This is a genomic window from Paenibacillus sp. S25 (assembly GCF_019454085.1).
In the GTDB taxonomy this organism is placed as follows: Bacteria; Bacillota; Bacilli; order Paenibacillales; family Paenibacillaceae; genus Paenibacillus; species Paenibacillus polymyxa_B.
This window is the reverse complement of record NZ_CP073683.1, coordinates 1350112-1368588: the sequence shown is the minus strand read 5'-3', so window position 1 is coordinate 1368588 and position 18477 is coordinate 1350112. Positions and strand designations below refer to the sequence as shown.

16 protein-coding genes and 1 riboswitch are annotated in these 18477 nt (G+C 47.9%); of the genes, 1 reads left to right on the top strand and 15 read right to left on the bottom strand.

Annotated elements, in window-relative coordinates:
• Positions 1 to 6: 6 nt before the first annotated feature.
• The 12 genes from KAI37_RS05850 to KAI37_RS05795 form a co-directional block, all read right to left on the bottom strand.
• A complete protein-coding gene (locus KAI37_RS05850) occupies positions 7 to 984 on the bottom strand; it encodes an LCP family glycopolymer transferase (RefSeq protein ID WP_071639873.1) in 978 nt (325 codons plus the stop codon).
• 14 nt (positions 985 to 998) lie between these two features.
• Complete coding sequence (locus KAI37_RS05845; protein WP_071639872.1) at positions 999 to 2339, bottom strand: UDP-glucose dehydrogenase family protein; 1341 nt, start codon at positions 2337 to 2339, stop codon at positions 999 to 1001.
• A gap of 51 nt (positions 2340 to 2390) precedes the next feature.
• Entirely contained in the window at positions 2391 to 3200 is an 810-nt protein-coding gene (locus tag KAI37_RS05840; RefSeq protein ID WP_071639871.1) for a WecB/TagA/CpsF family glycosyltransferase, read from the bottom strand.
• Positions 3178 to 4419: a glycosyltransferase family 4 protein gene (locus KAI37_RS05835; protein ID WP_220030902.1), complete on the bottom strand. Its 1242-nt coding sequence runs from the start codon at positions 4417 to 4419 to the stop codon at positions 3178 to 3180. The genes KAI37_RS05840 and KAI37_RS05835 overlap by 23 nt, the downstream gene beginning before the upstream one ends.
• The gene (locus KAI37_RS05830; protein ID WP_076292335.1) at positions 4416 to 5648 is read right to left on the bottom strand and encodes a glycosyltransferase family 4 protein; all 1233 of its coding nucleotides are present in this window, start codon (positions 5646 to 5648) and stop codon (positions 4416 to 4418) included. The genes KAI37_RS05835 and KAI37_RS05830 overlap by 4 nt, the downstream gene beginning before the upstream one ends.
• Positions 5649 to 6353: 705 nt before the next feature.
• Entirely contained in the window at positions 6354 to 7616 is a 1263-nt protein-coding gene (locus KAI37_RS05825; RefSeq protein WP_071639868.1) for a hypothetical protein, read from the bottom strand.
• A complete protein-coding gene (locus KAI37_RS05820) occupies positions 7603 to 8946 on the bottom strand; it encodes a flippase (protein WP_053324853.1) in 1344 nt (447 codons plus the stop codon). Before KAI37_RS05820 ends, KAI37_RS05825 begins: the two co-directional genes overlap by 14 nt.
• 77 nt (positions 8947 to 9023) lie before the next feature.
• Entirely contained in the window at positions 9024 to 10013 is a 990-nt protein-coding gene (gmd, locus tag KAI37_RS05815) for a GDP-mannose 4,6-dehydratase (protein ID WP_071639867.1), read from the bottom strand.
• A gap of 21 nt (positions 10014 to 10034) precedes the next feature.
• Entirely contained in the window at positions 10035 to 10973 is a 939-nt protein-coding gene (fcl, locus tag KAI37_RS05810) for a GDP-L-fucose synthase (protein WP_071639866.1), read from the bottom strand.
• A gap of 36 nt (positions 10974 to 11009) precedes the next feature.
• Positions 11010 to 11708, bottom strand: a complete 699-nt coding sequence (locus tag KAI37_RS05805) for a sugar transferase (RefSeq protein ID WP_023987434.1) — start codon at positions 11706 to 11708, stop codon at positions 11010 to 11012.
• A gap of 85 nt (positions 11709 to 11793) precedes the next feature.
• On the bottom strand, positions 11794 to 12480 hold the full coding sequence (locus tag KAI37_RS05800; protein WP_023987433.1) for a CpsD/CapB family tyrosine-protein kinase: 687 nt from the start codon (positions 12478 to 12480) through the stop codon (positions 11794 to 11796).
• Positions 12461 to 13210 carry a YveK family protein gene (locus KAI37_RS05795; protein ID WP_023987432.1) on the bottom strand — a complete coding sequence of 250 codons (750 nt, stop codon included), beginning with the start codon at positions 13208 to 13210 and terminating at the stop codon, positions 12461 to 12463. Before KAI37_RS05795 ends, KAI37_RS05800 begins: the two co-directional genes overlap by 20 nt.
• A 327-nt stretch (positions 13211 to 13537) precedes the next feature.
• On the opposite strand from KAI37_RS05795, the gene KAI37_RS05790 reads away from it, so the two are divergent.
• A complete protein-coding gene (locus KAI37_RS05790; RefSeq protein ID WP_025720479.1) occupies positions 13538 to 13906 on the top strand; it encodes a helix-turn-helix domain-containing protein in 369 nt (122 codons plus the stop codon).
• Between the two features lie 53 nt (positions 13907 to 13959).
• On the opposite strand, the gene KAI37_RS05785 is transcribed toward KAI37_RS05790, so the two are convergent.
• From KAI37_RS05785 to KAI37_RS05775, 3 genes are all read right to left on the bottom strand, one after another.
• Positions 13960 to 14142: a hypothetical protein gene (locus KAI37_RS05785; RefSeq protein ID WP_025720481.1), complete on the bottom strand. Its 183-nt coding sequence runs from the start codon at positions 14140 to 14142 to the stop codon at positions 13960 to 13962.
• A 311-nt stretch (positions 14143 to 14453) separates the two neighbouring features.
• Entirely contained in the window at positions 14454 to 16751 is a 2298-nt protein-coding gene (locus KAI37_RS05780) for a PD-(D/E)XK nuclease family protein (protein ID WP_220030901.1), read from the bottom strand.
• A gap of 48 nt (positions 16752 to 16799) precedes the next feature.
• Entirely contained in the window at positions 16800 to 18374 is a 1575-nt protein-coding gene (locus KAI37_RS05775) for a glycosyl hydrolase (protein WP_071639864.1), read from the bottom strand.
• Positions 18375 to 18387: 13 nt separating this feature from the next.
• Positions 18388 to 18468: riboswitch (cyclic di-GMP riboswitch) on the bottom strand.
• Positions 18469 to 18477: the final 9 nt, after the last annotated feature.

Genomic DNA, 18477 nt, shown 5'->3' with positions numbered 1-18477 from the left:
GCTTACCTAAGGCGATATGGCCGTGGTAAGCATGTGCTTCTCCAGCACTCCATGGATACGCTGGCGTTCCTGCTCATCCACAATGTAATAATACACGCCGTTGATTTTACGCCCATGTCCCTTCAGCTCAACGGTATCCGTCTGCTTGAGGGACGGACCGATCCGGGTTAGGAAGGTGGTCATATCGTCAAAGGTAATGTCTGTGCGAATCTGCTCCCCCGCTGCCTCCAGTATCGGTTTTACCCTCAACAGCCCTTCCTTACTGATGGACTGGGCAAGAATTTGCTTGAGTAGCTCCCGCTGGCGAGCATTTCTTCCGAGATCCCCACGTGGATCATCAAAACGCATACGGGCGTAGGCCAATGCCTCAGCCCCGTTCAAGTTCAAATTACCCTGCGCAAAATGATGGCCCTCATATTGAAAATCAAGTGGGTTATGAACCTCGACTCCCCCCACAAGGTCCACCATTTTCGCAAACCCTTCCATGTTCATCTGTACATAGTAATCTATCGGATGGTTCAAAAAATGCTCTACCGTACGGATCGACATATCCACGCCCCCAAAAGCAAAAGCGTGATTGATTTTGTCCTCACGCCCCCTGCCGATCAGCTCTGTTCGCGTATCACGCGGGATGTTGAACATCAACATAGAGCTTTCGGCAGGGTTAACAGACAAAACGATCATCGTATCCGATCGTCCTGGATCGTGAGACCGCCGATCTACGCCCAGTACCAGCACGGTGAACGGCTTGAACTGGGAGATGGCTGCCGGATTGGGTGTACTTGATCCAGAGTCTGTATCTACGGATCGCCCTGCTCCGCCCGTTGCAAGGGTAGAAACCGCCCCAGGTTGCACGATGCTGCGCGGATGATACATCGCATTCGCCGCTGTTTTAAAGGAATGATACACATAAGCGGTGTAGGCAGTAGCCCCTACGACCAATAACGCCGCAGCCCCCAATGTCATCTTCAGCCATCGTTTCATATGCAGCCTCCCCTTTACGGATTTACTACAGACTGATGACGATCTACATCCAGATTGTTCATCTGTGGCCTACCGACAGAATAGTATGCAAAGGCAGATTGTCTGATTTGCTCCTCGCTGTAAACATTGCGTCCGTCGATCATAATAGGATATTTCATAAGCTCATTCAGCTCACCCAGCCCGATTTCACCAAACTCCTCCCATTCTGTCAATAGACACAGTGCGTCGCATCCCTCTGCTGCTTCCCGTGCGCTATCTGCCCACGTTACTTCCGAGCTGTCCAGCAGTCTGCGGAAGTTAGCGGTAGCGATCGGGTCATATGCACGAATTTGCGCCCCTGCTTCCAGCAGCGACTGCATAATATCCAGCGCCGGGGCATCTCTTACGTCATCTGTATTCGGTTTAAAGGCCAGTCCCCATATACCAATCGTAGCTCCTTCCAGATCACCCAGCGCCTCTTTTAGCTTACGAATCACGTTAAAACGTTGCCCCTGATTCACTTCTACCACAGATTTAAGCAGCTTGAATTCATAGTCCACGTTGCCTGCAATTTGGATCAGAGCTTGTGTATCCTTGGGAAAACAGGAACCCCCATAGCCGATACCAGCAGACAAAAAAGAGGAACCGATCCGCTGATCCAGCCCCATACCGTGTGCCACGCGTGTAACGTCTGCGCCCACCTTTTCGCAAATATTTGCAATCTCATTAATAAACGAAATTTTGGTCGCCAAAAAAGCATTCGACGCGTACTTGATCATCTCCGCCGAACGGATATCCGTGGTTACGATATTTGTCGTCAGCGGCTCGTGCAGTGTAGTCAGCACTGCGGACACATGCGGATCGGAAGCTCCGATGATGATTCGATCTGGCTGTAGGGTGTCTATGACTGCTGAGCCTTCGCGTAAAAATTCAGGAACCGAAGCCACACCAAAAGGATAGTTTGTGCGGCTCGCAATCCAATTTTGAATACGTTCGTTCGTTCCGACAGGCACCGTGCTTTTGGTGACAATTACTTTGTAGCCATTCATGGCGTCTGCCACCTCACAGGCGGCTTCTTCAATATAGGACAGGTTCGCTTCCCCGCCCGGCAGTGAAGGCGTGCCGACCGCCAAAATAACAATTTCAGCTGCCTCCACCGAAGCTGCCGTATCTGTTGTAAAGCTTAGTCGACCTTGTTCTACATTATCTTTAATTAGAGCCTTTAATCCCGGTTCATAAATAGGCACCCCACCTGCACGCAGCTCATGAATTTTGTCCTCATTCTGATCTACACAGACGACGGTATTCCCGAGTGCGGCAAAACAGACCCCCGACACCAGCCCGACATACCCTGCACCAATTACACATAGCTTCAAAGCAACTCCCCCTTTTACATGCTGTCTCATTGCATCCTGCTTTTACCGACTTCACTTCTCTATATCTCTTCCTGCAAGCCGATTATGATAAAGCGTAAGCCGTTTGTTTTGCCGATAAGACTTTAGAAAACGGTATACATACGTCGGATTGTTATAGGCATACCTCTTCCATAATCGCTTCGGTTCGCAGACCAGACGATACAGCCACTCCAGCCCCAGCTTTTGTATCGCTAGCGGCGGTCTACGAACCTTTCCAGTGATATAGTCAAAGGCAGCCCCTACTCCAATCATCACGCCACGGATGCAGTCTTTGTTTCGATACATCCATATTTCCTGCTTCGGGCAGCCTAAGCTGACGAATATGATATGCGCGCCGGACGCATTGATTTCATCAATGATCCGCTCCTCCTCATCTGGGTGAAGCTCACGAAATGGTGGTGAAAAGCTGCCCGCGATGCGGATTCCGGGGTAATCCTGTCTTACTCTTTCTTTTAAGCTCTCCAGCGTATCCGGCGTACTGCCGTAAAAATATATACTTACCTTCGTCTGTGGCGCACGTTCGCACAACTTGAGCATCAGGCTGGGACCATCTACCCGATCCTGACGCTCAAATCCGTACAGCTTAAGCGCCCATACCAACGGCATACCATCCGGAGTACACAAATCGGCTTGAGTGAGCGCTTTGTGGAACTCGGAATGATTCCCGGCTGTGACAATGGAATGCGTGTTGCAAATACACACATAGCCGTCCTTTCGTTCGACTGCCCATTGTTCCAGCGTGTGTACCGTTTCTTGAAACGTAAGTGCTGCAATATCGGCATCCGCAATCCTTCCGACTCTATATTGGGGCAGCTGTTTCATAATCACGCTCCTCCATCGCCTCGCTATATATCGCCATCAGCTGCTTTACATTCACTTCTTCCGTATAGCGTGCAGCATAGTTTTCCGACACCTTCTGTCTCATAGCTGCATAGTTTTCATAGGCTACTGCACAGCGAATCACAGTCTTTATATTTTCCAAATCATCATGTTGAAAATGGAAACCCGTCACCCCGTCCTCCACGACTTCCTCCAGTGCGCCGAGCCGGCTGCATAATACCGGAGTTCCAACAGAAAAAGACTCTACAATGGTCATTGGAAATCCTTCATACCAGATGGAAGGTACCATGACATACATAGCCCGGCTCATGCAATCCAGTACCGTGTCTCCATCCTGCTTACCGAGAAAACAAACATCTTCCTGCGGATAAGCAGCGGCCAATTCAGCCTTTTCCGGACCATCCCCAATGATGACCAGTCTCAATCCCCCCCGATCTTCCAACTGTGACCAGGCTTGCAGCAGATTGCGCACCCCTTTTTCGGCTGAAATCCGCCCCACGAACAACAAATAACGATCATTCGGGTCATACTGGGTTTTCACTTTTTTATGATGGATAAAATTCGGCTTTACCGCGATACGATCCAGCGGAATACCGCTTTCGGCAAATTTGTCCCGTGCAAACTCCGTCAGCGCAATATAGCGACTTACCTTGTGCTGCCATGTGCCGATTAGATCGTTGAACTTAATCATCGCCGCCACCGGAATCGTCTGAAGCTGTGAACCTCGATAGCATCCATGACGGATGGAGTGTAGCAGCGTGCCGTGCAGGCATTTTTCACAAACCTTATTCCCTCGCATAAAGGTTGCCGCCGGACAAATCAGCCTGTAATTATGCAGTGTCTGGACAACCGGAATCCCCAGCCGTTCACAAGCATGATAGACCGAAGGGGATATAACCGGGAAAAAATTATGCACATGCACCACATCTGGCTTCACCTGTAAAAGTATCTTCTTGATTCTTTTGAATTCCGGCAGGGACCATGCCGCCTCTACTGCCAGCTTTGCCATGTTCGCTAGCCCTCTGCTTTGAATGCTGTCGTTATGCACATAGTAATGCTCTGTCTCTATTCCTCTGGAACGCAGCATAGCCGATTCTTGCTCCACAACCTTGTCTTCTCCCCCGCTCTGCTGATAAAAGTTATGGATGATCAGCACCTTGCTTACAGGAGGGTTCATCTGTCTGCTGACCTGTTGGCTCACGTGGCTGCCCCTCTTTCCTGCGTTGATTGCATAGCGTGGTTAGAACTTCTGGGCTTGATCCCTTGATGGCTTACTATTTCATCTGCGATGCGATCCCACGACATACGCTCAACCGTAAGGAAGGCCTTCTCCGCCATACTTCGTCTCAGCTCAGCATTATCCAGTAAAGCGCCTATCCGACCAGACCATTCCTCTTCTGAAAAGCTTCTCAGCATCACTCCGCTCACTCCGTCCTCAATCAAGGTAACCGAGCCCCCGTTTACCGAAGAGATAATCGGAACGCGAAATAGCATGCTTTCCAGCAGCACCATACCAAAAATATCGTATTGGGTCGGAAACAGCATCACATCCGCCGCTCCATAAACCTGCCACAGATGACGTTGCTCCACTCTTGAAAAATGTATAATACTGTCCGTGATTCCCAGTTCATGAGCATATGTCCAATAGCGGTCTGTGTCCGTCTTCCGTCCATTCCCGACCATTAACAAAAGGCAGCTAGGATGCTTTTGGAGTACCCTTTTGAACGTACTCAGCATAAAACGTATATTTCTCCGTTCCTCGAGTACACCAACATACAGTAGCACCGGACGATCTCCGATTCGACGCAGCTCATTCGCGACCTCACGGTTTTCCTCACGTTCCCCGCTTATGTCTTCACTGTTGTTACTGATGTCACTGTCGGATGCTCTCTCTACTTTACTGCGATCCAGCCCGACTCCAAGCGTAACCACGTTGTCAAAACCTTTATTCTCTAGATAGTGCTTGGCGAGGTCGGATTTGACATAGGTACGGCGTAGAGATTTTGTTACCTTCGGCAGCAGCATAATATCGTACAGTTTGCGGATCAGCGCGTGCGTGTTATCCCGGTATGGGCCGTGATACAACGCCAGCTTATCAGGACATTTGCGGGAAAGCAGATAGGTCATGATCTGGTTGTATTCTGTAGTAATGACCAGACCATAAGCATCCAGAAAAGAATCTTTGAGAACATCTCTGTAGATGCTGTTGCTTAAGAACTTAAACCCGTGGAGCCAGATAATACGCAAGGTGCATCCTTCATGACGGTAGACCTGTTCCAGATGGGTTTCCTTACGATCGTTGTAGTAAACAATATCGCAATCGTAGCCTTTTCGAACGAGTGCTTTGCCCAAACCGACTTCCTGTAAATTGTATGAGTCCCCGTTCACCTTGCTGGCAAAATTGCGGATATACAATATTTTTTGAATCATCATCAAGGCTCCTGCCATTTCATATTGGGTGAGTTATGGAGCACGGACGGTTCGGAGAACGCTGCGCGTTCCATTTGATCTTCCGATCGCTGTTGCAGTGGGATTCCTGGATATATAAAACATTCCGAGGTAGGAATCCCACTGCAAAGGCGAACGCTAGCACTTCTTCAGATTCAAATGGACCGCTCCGCTGCTGACCGCCGTGTCCATAAAGTCACCCCATTTAAAAAAAGGGAATGCTGGGTATGAAGTGCCCTCGCTGCGTGGATACGAGAGCAAATGCATGCAGGGCGCTGATCTCGTCGAACAGCTTGTGAGCTTGGTACGGTTATGGCAAGCTCACAAAACAACATGGAACTACTACCGCTAGCTGACCAAGATGCCTTAACTATGGCTAGACTGTCGCCTGTCCAGATTGTTATCCACCGGACCCTGTCACCCTGACAGAGAACTGTACAGAGCATTAATTACGCCGGGATGCATGCCCGGCATAGAAGTTCTAGGCGATAGGGCGAAGCTATCGCCAGGCGGCTTTTACCTTCCCCACCCAATAGGCTGGGGGAAATTCTTTTTGGTGACGGCGGGACGTAGCGGAGGGTAGGATTTGAATCTGGAGAAGCGTAGCGTTCACCTTTGACGAGGGATTCCGCCCTCTTGCAGGGCCTATTCAATCCAGGGAATCCCTCGTCAACAGCGATCGGAAGATCAAATCCGTCCCGAAGCGGCTTCCCCCCTCCAACTTGAATGTTCCCGTTGTCCCTCCTCCGTCATCTGCATATTAAAATGATCTGCCCCTTTGAGCTGGGCAGCTGCCATATCTGCCACTAGAGTCACACTCGATTCCATCGGCACAAAGCGGTATTTGTAGGCTGTAAGCCGATGATCCGTTTCGTGAAATAAAATATCCTGAGCGTAATTTCCCCATCGGTCCTTGGGCATCAAATCAATGGTCATGCCGGCATGCGCAGAGGGCAGCAGCATATTAGAACCGTGGATACCGATTACTAATCTGCTGGCTGCGTATACCTCGCAGACCCGCAGCTCACTTTCCCGGTCAAAGCGTGTGACACGCTCATCAGAAATCCATGCCGGGAAGCTCCCGGTACGCCCAAGTCCAGCGACTGTAAAACGATGATCTGGGAAGCTTTCTCTCAGCCTGCGGAACAGCCGTATGATTTTACTGCGCTGATGATAAATGAGCGGTTTTAGCCCACGTTTGAGCTGCGGAAATTTCTGTACCGCTCTTGCGATATGATGGCTGCCGCTCCACAAGCGGTCTTCCCTCCATACAAAGGTAATGCGCGGCTCCAACTCACGCCCCTCGTCATAGCGGGAGACACCTGTAAACTGCTCAATATCAAACTGATTGGGATGTGAATATGCGGGGCTGACATACACCTCATCAAAACGCATCAGTTCCTCAATCATCCTATGATGTAGTACAGGATAAAAGTTTCGTGCCCTGCTGAACGGCACATCAACCGTCCAAATTTCAGACACGTATGCTGGCACCATCCATTCCAGCGACTTTTGCACAATGACGATGATGCCCAGGTCCGGCGATTGCTCGTATTCGCGTTGCACATTGAGCAGCTTGAGCAAAGCATGACCATACAAATAATCCATTGTGTTGATGATAATCACACGTGTAGAAGCTCTCATTTTATGCACAGTCATGCCGACTGCTAAGTCATAGGAAGGATTCATCAACGATTGCCGCAAAGGCTCTCCGAGCCATTTTCTCGACTTCGCATCACCGGTCAGAATATAGTCAGGCATTTCTACACGATAAGGTGAATACGTGGCATGACCGACCCTCATGTCCTCGAGATATTCGCGTCCGCACCCCTCACACGCAGTGCTGACACATACATGGATTCCCTGCCACAGCACCTCTCCACCACGTACCTTACCTCCACAATGTGGGCACTGTTCCTCATGCCGAACAAACGGTTTAATGGGTATCATGATTGTTCTCTCCAACTTTCGGTACTGTAATATGAACACGCCAGAAGGTCAGGATGGACTTCATCATCCAACCCAAATTAGATTTAACTTCCTTAAATAGCAAATCTAATAGAAATACTGATATCGTAAAGGACAAGATCGTCGCCACTAACGACCCTCGAACACCAAGCAACGGGATTAGCGCGTAATTGAAAGCGATATTCGTAACCGCACCCACCACCGAGGTCAGCAGCGTGTATCTGAACAAATTTTCATTGGTAATAAACAAGCTTTTAGCAACACTGAAGTTGGTGAAAAACAGACGAATCGCAAACAGAGACAACAGCGAACCTGCTTCGGTAAATTCTTTCCCATACAGCACAACCACTACCCATTGGGATAGAAAAAATAAAGGTACCGAGGTCACAAGAAAGCATATAAACATCAGGCGATATACCGTAGACAATGTCTGTCTGTATTCGTCGCTTCCTTTCTGCTTGGAGCGGGTTACTACTGGAGCATAGGCCGTTGTCAGAACAACCGGAATGAAGCCCAGCACTTCGATAAGTCGGAGTGCAACGGAGTATTGCCCAACCGCAGCGTTCCCCAGCAGTTCACCGATAATGACTTGATCGATCCGTGCCTGTACATATACAGCGGAGGATGACAGTATTAGCGGCCAGCTGTGATTCATGATTCGCCGAGCTGTGGCTAAACGGAACGTCCATCGGTTTACTCGCCGTCCTTCCTTATGGAAGAAATACAGCAGCAGCAGGCTCCCCAACAGAAACTCTCCATGAGCACACAACGCCACCACCCATATCGGGACACCGGACAACAACAGAATAATTTTGATGGTGGAGCCGAGAACAAAGGCAGTATTCTTGGCAACGACCGTATATTTGGACAGCATCTGCGCACGAAACCAGTAGTCGATGATATCAAACAATTGAAATACCGAGGCCGTAGCCAGGATCAGATTGATCAACCGCACCGAACTGTCTTCCGGTCTGAGCAGTGAAATGAAGGAATAGGACAGTACAATGGCTATCAGAGTACCTACCAATTTCAGCAGAACCGCCGTACCCAATAGCTCATGCTCATCCTTGGGGTCTTTGACAAGATCGCGTACTAATATAGAATCAAAGCCAAGGGTCGTGAAAATCAGAAACATCCCGAAAAAGGATTCCGCATAATTCCACTTTCCCAGTTCCTCTGGTCCCAATACTCTCGCCATGATGATGCTGACTGCCAGGCCGAACACCATGCGAATCATTTTGTCACCGAACAGCCAGGATGTATTCACCAGCAAACTTCTGCGCGGTTTGGCGCGTTTTTCGACTAATGTCATAGGTTTTACTCCATCTTGAAAAATGACCTTGCGTACGGCGAAGAGACCCCCGCCCAGGCGGATGGCCTCTCCATCTCTTACACGACGACAGAAGCTTCAACTGCAGCCTGCCTTTTTATCCGCTCCAAGTCTGTATCCACCATCATATGAATGAGCTGCTCGAAGCCTACTTCCAATCGCCAGCCCAGCTTTTCTTTCGCCTTGGCACAATCGCCGAGCAATAGATCTACCTCTGCCGGACGGACAAATTGAGGATCGATCACGACGTAATCCTCGTAATTTAACCCTACATGGGAAAAGGCAATTTGCAGCAGTTCACGCACAGAATGCATTTCTCCCGTGGAAATGACGTAATCATCCGGTTGATCCTGCTGAAGCATCAGCCACATCGCCTTTACATAATCCCCTGCAAAACCCCAGTCTCGCAGTGAATCCAAATTTCCCATGCGCAGCTCCTGCTGCAACCCCAGCTTGATACGAGCTACCGCATCCGACACCTTACGCGTTACAAATTCCAGTCCTCGGCGTGGGGATTCGTGATTGAACAGAATGCCAGAGCAAGCAAACATATCAAAGCTTTCGCGATAGTTCACTGTAATCCAATGGCCGTACACTTTGGCGACACCGTAGGGACTACGTGGGTAAAACGGAGTCATTTCTGTCTGCGGTGTCTCCAGTACCTTACCGAACATCTCGCTGCTTGACGCCTGATAAAAGCGCGCTTCCGGTTTGGCAATTCGAACCGCCTCCAGCATATTGGTGACAGACAGCGCTGTAATCTGCCCTGTAGCCAACGGCTGCGGCCATGAAGCCGCTACGAAGGATTGAGCAGCCAAGTTGTAGACCTCATCCGGGTCGGACTGACGGACGGCTTCGATCAGTGAAGCCAGATCGGTCATATCACCGGAAAGCCAGTGGATGTCATTCTGGATATGCGCTACATTTTCAAAGTTCGGTGTGCTGGTTCGTCTGCGCACCCCGTACACCTCATAATCCTTGGACAGCAGCAACTCAGCCAGATAGGACCCGTCTTGTCCGGTAATCCCTGTGATCAGCGCTTTTTTCATTCCCATTCCCCCACCGTTTTTTTATTGTTCAACCAGATCCAGACCTTGAAATGCCTGATACACAGACTTTAATCCCTCTTCTAGTGAAATACGCGCCGACCAACCCAGCTCGGAAATTCGGGATACATCTACCAACTTACGCGGCGTTCCATCAGGAGCGGAGGTGTTAAAGGTAATTTCACCCTCATAGCCGACTACATTCTTCACTCGTTCAGCCAGCTCACGAATGGAGATATCCTCACCTACGCCGATATTTACAATTTCATTTCCCTCATAATTGTTCATCAGGAACAGACAGGCTTCAGCCAAATCATCAGAATGAAGAAATTCTCGCCGTGGCGTACCAGAGCCCCATACTTCTACACTCGGAGATTGATTCAGCTTGGCTTCATGAAACTTGCGAATGAGCGCAGGCAGCACATGAGAGGTCTGGAGATCAAAATTGTCGCCCGGACCGTATAAATTCGTCGGCATCACAGAAATAAACCGGGTTCCATACTGACGGTTGTAAGACTGACACATTTTAATCCCGGCAATTTTAGCAATCGCATAGGCCTCATTAGTAGGCTCCAGTTCACCCGTAAGCAGATATTCTTCCCGCAACGGCTGCGGAGCAAATTTAGGATAAATACAAGTAGATCCGAGGAATAACAGCTTGCCTACATTCGCCCGGTATGCCGCATCAATCACATTCGTTTGTATAAGTAGATTGTCACGGATAAAATCAGCCGGATATTCGTTATTCGCCAAAATCCCACCAACCTTGGCCGCTGCCAGAAATACATAATCCACAGGCTCTGTTTCAAAAAAATGATCTACTGCCTCTTTATTGCGTAGATCCAGCTCACGGCTTGTGCGAGTAATAATATGACGGTAACCCGCATCCTGAAGCGCTCGGACAATAGCGGAACCCACCAGTCCGTTATGCCCTGCTACATATATGTTGGAATGAAGATCCATAATTATTCCCTACCTTCTTCGTGAAAATGAAAGACTTTAATACGCATCCTTGGAGCCTAGCAGCACACGAAATGTTTTCAGCATAATGATCATATCTGTGCGGAAACTGCGTCTGGATATGTACTCCAAATCCAGTTCTACCATCTGGTTAAAGCTTAGATGATTACGACCGCTGATCTGCCATAGACCGGTGCAGCCCGGTGTAACCGTCAGACGCAGCTTATCCCTCACAGTGTAATCATGGACTTCTCTTGGCAATGGGGGTCTGGGTCCTACCAGGCTCATCTGCCCACGTAGTACATTGAACAGTTGTGGCAGCTCGTCGATGCTCGTTCTGCGAAGAAAGCGACCCACACGGGTAATTCGGGGATCGTCCCGCATTTTGAACATCGCACCCTCAATTTCATTTTCCACTAGCAGTGCGGACAATCTGGCCTCGGCATCAGACACCATGGAACGAAATTTGATCATGCGAAACGGCCGCTCATTTTTTCCAATACGTACTTGATAAAATATTGCACTTCCTTTTGGGTCCTCCAGCTTAATCAGCAAAATGACAAGCAGAAATACCGGGCATAGCACGATGATTCCAATGAAAGACAATATAATATCCATGCTTCGCTTCACGAACGGGTATACGTTCCATCCTTGCCGCCGTTCAAGCCCATGAGCGACCGAATAAACATCCACTGACGCGCCCAGCACTTCGGCCTCGTTCGAGCGGGAAGAAGACACGTCTCATCACCTCGCTCCTTATTAATAAGTATTATTTATACATTGTTAAAAGAATTTTATATACTATCATTTTCCTCCTTTTTATTCATGTCAGATTGCGTTCCTCCATACCCCGCTCAGCGCGGGTATTCGAACGCTTCACATTATTAAGTACTACACCCAGAATGCGCGCCTTTACTCTTTCCAAATTCGCTTTTGCTTTCTTGACGATATCCTTTTTGACCTTCCCTGCCTGCACCACCAGAATGACTCCGTCACACATGGCACTTATAATTAAGCCATCCGGAAAGGACAGCAACGGCGGCGTATCCATTAAGATCACGTCATAATGTTCTTTTAGGTCAACCAGCAGAGCATTCATTCTGCGGGAACTGAGCATCTCGGACGGATTGGGCGGGTTCGGTCCGGCTGTAATTGCATGCAGATGGTCAATCCCCGTTTCCTGAACCACATCCTGCCATGCCTGTTGATTGGCAAGCACCCGTGTCAGCCCCGTGTGATTACGCAAACCAAACATATGGTGCAAAGAGGAGCGACGCAGATCCATATCCATAATCAGCACTTTTTTCCCCTCTTGCGCATAGGTTACAGCCAAATTGCTAATCGTGACCGTTCTGCCTTCACCCGCCTGAGCGGACGCCACCATCATAACCTCAATCGGCTCGTCTATAGAAGAAAACTGGATGTTAGTACGAAGCATACGGTACTCCTCCGAAACGGAAGACTGAGCATGTAGGGATGTAACGAGCTGATTATTGATTAATCGCGGCATATTGCCCTTCACCTACCTGTTTAGGAGTTGTAGTGGAGCTGTCAGAGCGTTTATCTTCTTTTTTCATTTTCGTAATCAGGGATAGGGTAGGCAGACCGAGTTCTTTTTCAATATCCTCTTCATTCTTAAATGTATCATCCAGTACCTCCAGCAAAAACGCCAAGCCTATTCCCAACAACAAAGAGGTGGCAAAAGCAATAAATATCTGTATAGCGGGATTACTGTTCACGGGAACTGCTGGATCATTCAGACTAGCCTCGCTTAGGATGGTGACATTGTCCATTTTCATGATAGAGGGGATTTGCCGTTTGAATACTTTGGCTACCGCATTGACGGTTTTCACAGCCTTCGTATACGATAAATCGCGGATTGTTACATCCATGACCTGTGAATCACCTGCGGTGTTCACTCTTAATTTTGACGCCAAAGCTGACGGAGTGACCTTAAGGTCGGGGAAGCTGGCGACCACCTGATCCATAATCGCCGAGGAGATCATAATTTGCTTATAGGAGTTCGTTAAGGCTATATTCGTTTGAACTACACTGTAATCAACGACACCTGCACGATCCGGTCGTGGCGTCTGGTTGATAATGAGCTTTGCGGTAGCTTCATAAATCTGCGGGGTAAAATATACATTTTTTATGCCCACTACAGTACATACCAGCAGTACGATGCTACCAATCAACCACATTCTTTTACGGATCAAACGGATGTACTCTTTCAACTGCACAAGACCAGTCCTCCCTGATTGACTTGTTTTCGATGCAATAACGCTTGTACTGATCCTCTGCATAACGGGGAAAAGAACGGTGCATGACCCTCTAATCTATAGTAAAATGTTGTATAATAGCGCATAGAAGGTCCAGCCAGCGAATAAGCACAAAATGCTCAATCATCGGTGGCCTCTTAGGGTATATAAACGAAGACATAAGTGAAAACTATGAAATAAAGATACGTTATGTAACTTACATAACTAATTTATGATACAAAACGTATCTTGTCAAGCGTAAAATTGCTTTTTTACCTTTCTTAACCTTGCCTTCAGGAGGAAAAACAGATGAATTATGGCACCCGCATCGCTGAATTACGAGAACATAAGGGATTAAAACAAGAGGAACTAGCGCAATCCCTCGGAATTACGCGGGCAGCTCTTTCTCACTATGAAAAAAATAGGCGCAAGCCAGATTTTGAGATCCTGACCAAGCTCGCTGATATTTTTGGGGTAACGATTGACTACTTGGTGGGACGTACGAGCCATCCGGCAGCAATATTGGATTCAGATGTGAGGGAATTTGTGGACCAGCTTGAACTGTCCGACGAGGATATTCTGCAACGTTTCAACCTGACCATTGACGGACGCACCTTGTCTGAGGAAGAAGCCAAACGTTTTATTGCATTTGTCCGAATGGAACGAATGATGGAATAAAGAACGCGGTCGACTGCTTTACGTCTCGCTCAAGTAAGACCAGCCGTTGGAATTTACACGCGCTTGTCCTTCCGGTATGTGGTTCCATCAGCGTCGCTTTCTAGCCATTCTGGTATCGTGATACCACATTGGAGCAAAATGTCCCGGATGTCCAAGTGGATGGCAGCTTTGTCTGCTTTCTGTACGTTGTTTCGAAAAAGAGGGTTGTTCACCCCTAATTCTGTCTCCTTGTTCATTCAGCACTAACCTCGCTTTATTATTCTTGGTCACCGGAAAGAGATTTCCTACAAACCATGTATGTATAGTCATGAACAAAACTATTATATATGAATACATACCTGCAATGTTGTCGTCTTATGACGAGAATATAAAAGGATTTTCTTATTTTTTTCTTCATTATACGTAAAGTATTGGCAAATCAGAACGATTTTCCAACAAAAAAGAACCTGTCAGGTCCTATTTTCTCCTGATAGGTTCTTTTTTGTTTTAATTCGAAATGATGTTAGGTATTCGTTATCTAAGGTCCTATATACAATCCGATCTGATATTAAGCGACCTCGGCTGCCTGGGAAACCTGAGTGCCTCCGGTCGCCCGAACTTTGTAGACATAGTGACCTCCGGCTTTTACCGTCCGATCTGTATACGTGCTTCCCGCTACTTGCGAGGCAATCACCTGATAGGCCCCGTCGGTCCCGTCAGCACGCAGCACATCATAGGAAGATACGCCTTCTGCCTGAAGCCAATTAATCTTTACTGCCCCATCCTGAACAGAGGCAGCCTTCACCCCTGTTGGAGCTGAAGCTGCGGTTTGATCTGTACTTTTGAATTCCAAAATATATTGTACCGCTTCGCCAGGACCCAGCTTTTCTTCAAAATCAAGGGCAGGAGAAGCCTTGAGTCCTGATATGGAACGTTGTGCCTGACTGTAAGTAGAACCCGCTCCAAAACGTTCACCCGTGTACAAACCGGCTTTCGGCATCGTTACCCGTACACGAACTGTCTGCGGGGTAGCCTCAAAATTCACTAGATTCACCAGCAATTTGTCTGAAGTAGCGCCGCTACCTGCCAGCGGTTTAAGCTTGGACGTATCCACCGCACGAACATACACCATCTTATCCTTGGTATCCTCTGGATTCAGCACTGTATAAGTCAGAGGTTTTCCATGGGTGGCATAGGCTAAGCTCAAGCGTCTCATGATCTTAACACGGGTGTCCTGCCCTTGCCCGAACGGATAAATTTCTGTGTTGGCCGGGTTATGACTTTGCAGATCAAAGCCTGTTTTAAACAGCGTATAATCTTTATAAAAAGCAGCGTGCTGGATAAACATATCGGCAAACCCAATTTGCGAACGCATAATCCGGTCGAATGCGGCTGCTTGTGGCTGACTAGCCCCGTAATCTGGATTGTCTCGATGCGTATCATTGGTACCGAACTCTGTGTTCAGCATCTTCTTCGCCAATCCATTGCTCGAACCGCCGAAGGTTTTTAAATTTTGGACGAAGCTGCCCCCGCCCTCTTCATTGTACGATTCACCATAGGCGTGTCCATTGGTCAAGTCGGTGACTTCCTCCAGCTGTTTACGTTGCGCTGGGTCCCGTTCCCATCCATCTGGGTCACCGCATTTTTGCGTACCTCCGGTTTGATTTTTGCACGCCTTGGTAGAGTACGTTGGCCAGTAGGCCCAGCCCGGTGCTACGGTTTTGAGATGCGGTGCCAATTGCTTGCCTTCTGTATTCAACCACTTGGCCACAGCCAGATTTACCGCCTTGGAGCGATTAAATAATCCAGGTTCGTTATCTACTTCATAATATTGAAGATAAGAACCGTATTTTTTTACATAATCGCGCAACTTTTGCTTGGCCGTCTCTGGTAGAGAACCATCTTTTTGCAGCTTAATATCACCTGTATATAGATACAAAGCAGACGATTGCATATTATACTGCTTTAACGTTTGATAGTAATCATCCACGTCCGTACAGGCCTTGCCCACATTACTGGCACAGGTGACCCTCATGACGTTGCCACTATAAGCAATGCCCAGCCACTTGAGAACGTATGGTAAATGCTTAACTGCACCCTGATCATAATAAAATTCTTTATTGTTCACATTTGTTCCGGTCAGTACATATTTACCGTGTACCGGTTCGGTCGCAGGTGAAGCTAACGTCTCCAAGCTCAAGTCATCCCAAGTCCACCACACATTTTTATCTTCTGCAGAGGAGCAGTATAGGCAGCGCGCTGTCTTTAGCTTGAGTACGTTAACACCGCTTTGCAATTGCTCTTTGGGTATATACAAATCGTAGTTGTTTTTGAAATTATAAGCACTCCCAGTACCAGATACCCCGGCAATCTGAATAATACCGGACAGCTGATGATTTGAAAATACAGCCATTTGCGGGACTGCTTTGCCCGCATCCAAAATCCGAACACGGAATATCATACCATTGGGAGGAATTTGATTCAGCTTATACTGGAGTGTCAGTTCAGGGTTCGTGGACGCATTCAAACCGGGAGGAATATCTCCACTGCTGAGCAATACCGGAACTGTTGTACTTCTCTCTGCTTCCGACAATGCTGACAATGCTCCTTTAGCAGACGATTCGGTAGAGGCAGCTGCTGCAGAAATATCGATATTTTCCCTACCAACCACACCTTTGAATTCCGCTGAAGAGTCATCCCTCTGACCCAGCTTCCACACTGGACTGGCAGCCGCTACTTTATCCGTCTGCAATTCTGCGCTTCTTGAAGGCGTGTATATAAACCAAGCGATCATCGCTATAGCTACGACCGCTAGTAGTCCAGATAAAACTACTGTATACCTATGGGATAACCATTTTTTTATCATATGATCCACCCTCTCTCCTCAAATTTTTTGACCGGGAAAGAGTATCAATCAAGGAAGAAACAAAGCGTTTTCGGGAATCACCGCTTTCGCTTCATGCTGACTTTCCCACATTAGACGTGCCATCGCATCGCCTTTTTCATCATAGTATTCCACTTTTAAATCTACCATTTTGCCTGCTTCCAAAGTAATACTACCTTTACGCTCTGTCCAGCTTTGTTTGAACCAGCTGTCAATAACCAACTTGCCGTCTACCCATACACGGATACCATCATCAGATATCGTTGTGAACGTATAGGTCTCGCTATATTGCGGTTTGATTTTACCCGTCCAGCGAACCGAGAACTGATCGGCATTCACCTTCGGATCAGCTGCATTGGCACGCCAGTTGTAGTCCAGCTTGCTATCTGTACGGATCAAAGCAGGACTTCCACTCAAATTCATATTGTTAAAATATTCGCCCTGCAGCCCGTTCACATATACCACATCAGGAACGGAAGGAGGAGACGGAGCCGGGATAGGCTCACTTTGTCCCTCGTCCGGTAAGGTCGGTACATCTGTCCCAGGTTGTTCAATTGCTGCCAGCCCATTTTTCACATCATCCCGCGTCAAACTCTTCGAATCATTCATATAATCCTGAATTTGATTTGTAGTGTTATTCTCAGTCAGCATCTTGCCCCAAGTCATGGAATATACCCATTTAGGCTGAGCCTGCAATACCTCAGAACTAGGCATCTCACCGTGCTCCCCAATGGCAATCGGCTTATTCCGTGCCAGCCCAAGCAGACCTTCGTAATGACTTTGCTTAAAATCATTGTTGTAAATGTCTACTGCCAAAATGTCCACTTTGTCATCCCCCGGGTATTTCGGGGTATACGGGACAGTATACGAATTGGGAGCATTCGGACTCCATACCCACAGCAGATTGTTCAATTGATGTGTGTTTGTAAAACGGTCGTACATGATATTCCATAGCTGATTGAAATTAGTTTTGTTTCCCCACCAGAACCAGTCACCATTCATTTCGTGGTAAGGTCTCCACAAAACCGGAACCCCTGCATCACGAAGCTGCTTTAACGATACAGCGACCTTATCCAGATCGGCAATGAGGAGGTTATACTGCGCAGTACCTGGAGTCACGTATTTGTTGAACTCTGTCTGACTTACTTTCGCCTGTACATTGGCCCAAGTCAGTGGCCTACCTGGTAGCGCTTCATGAAAAGTCATCGTCACAATACCACCGGATCTACTCCAACGGATAGCACTATCGACGACATTTTTACGTTGTGCTGCTTCGGTAGCGTCAGATTGACCAGAGATAGCTCCCATCTCATAGCCGTGTACACCTACATATGCCTGACTGATTTTTTGGACCTTGTTACTTAATTCATCCGGACTTTCCAAATAATCATGCTGACCGGTGACTATTTTTTTCCCTGAGATGTTGAGTAAATAATTGTATAGTTCACGGGCCTGAGTAGAAGCGTCCGAATTAACAGGTTGTAATGAAGCGGCATTCGCTACAGACAGAGAATCAACAAAACCGACGGGCAACAATGAAAAAAGCATAACAACGGGGAGTACACGACGTATCAGTCGATACAGAGGAATAAAATTGAATCTCACTTTCGCTCTTCCTTTCGGTAGCCAGGCTGCCATCCTTGTGGAAGGCCCTTTAGCTTTGCGTACCTGCCTTTCGACAGGGCTGCGTTTATCGTTGGAAGGAGTT